Consider the following 816-nt stretch of genomic DNA (forward strand, 5'->3'; position numbering starts at 1 on the left):
ACAGTCAGGCACCCACCGGGCGATTTCGCCTCCCGGGCACCCTAAATTTATCCGCAAGGAGAGCACCCCATGGCAACACCAGCGTACATGTCGGTTACCGGCGAAAAACAAGGCCTGATCACTGCCGGCGCCTTCACCGCCGACTCCGTTGGCAACACCTACCAGGAAGGCCACGAAGACCAGGTTATGGTTCAGGCTTTCAGCCACGACGTGATCATCCCGCGTGACCCACAGTCCGGTCAGCCAACCGGTCAGCGCGTTCACAAGCCAGTGATCATCACCAAGGTCTACGACAAGGCTTCGCCTCTGCTGCAAGCGGCTCTGACCTCCGGCGAGCGCATGAGCGAAATCGTTATCCAGTGGTACCGTACTTCGGCTCAAGGTACTCAAGAGCACTACTACACCACCAAACTGGAAGACGCGATCATCGTCGCCATCAACAACAAAATGCACAACTGCCAGGATCCAGGCAACTCGCACTTCACCCACCTGGAAGAAGTGCAGTTCACCTACCGCAAAATCACCTGGACCCACGAAGTATCCGGTACTTCGGGTTCCGATGACTGGCGTGCTCCAGTCGTTTAATTACGGCTGATCGTTACAAGCATCGACCAGCCCTGCTGGTCGATGTTGTTTACGCCCCTCCAGAATTTCGCGTGCGTTGAACCGCCTTGCGGTTGTCGACGAACGCCGCTGTACAGCACGAGGAACAAGGGATGTTCGCGCCGGCCAATGAAACCCACTTTGCCCTGACCATCGAAGGGCTCTCCGCCGATTTTCAGGTGTTTACCCTGACCGGCCGGGAAGCCATCAGGT

Annotated in this window: 1 protein-coding gene; it reads left to right on the forward strand. The window is 57.2% G+C overall.

The genetic code is table 11. From position 1 onward, the window contains the following. Positions 1–69: 69 nt before the first annotated feature. Positions 70–585, forward strand: a complete 516-nt coding sequence (locus KCG87_RS27350) for an Hcp family type VI secretion system effector (RefSeq protein WP_003226246.1) — start codon at positions 70–72, stop codon at positions 583–585. The last annotated feature ends 231 nt before the right edge of the window (positions 586–816 follow it).

It is taken from the genome of Pseudomonas sp. MWU347 (assembly GCF_017947305.1).
In the GTDB taxonomy this organism is placed as follows: domain Bacteria; phylum Pseudomonadota; class Gammaproteobacteria; order Pseudomonadales; family Pseudomonadaceae; genus Aquipseudomonas; species Aquipseudomonas putida_A.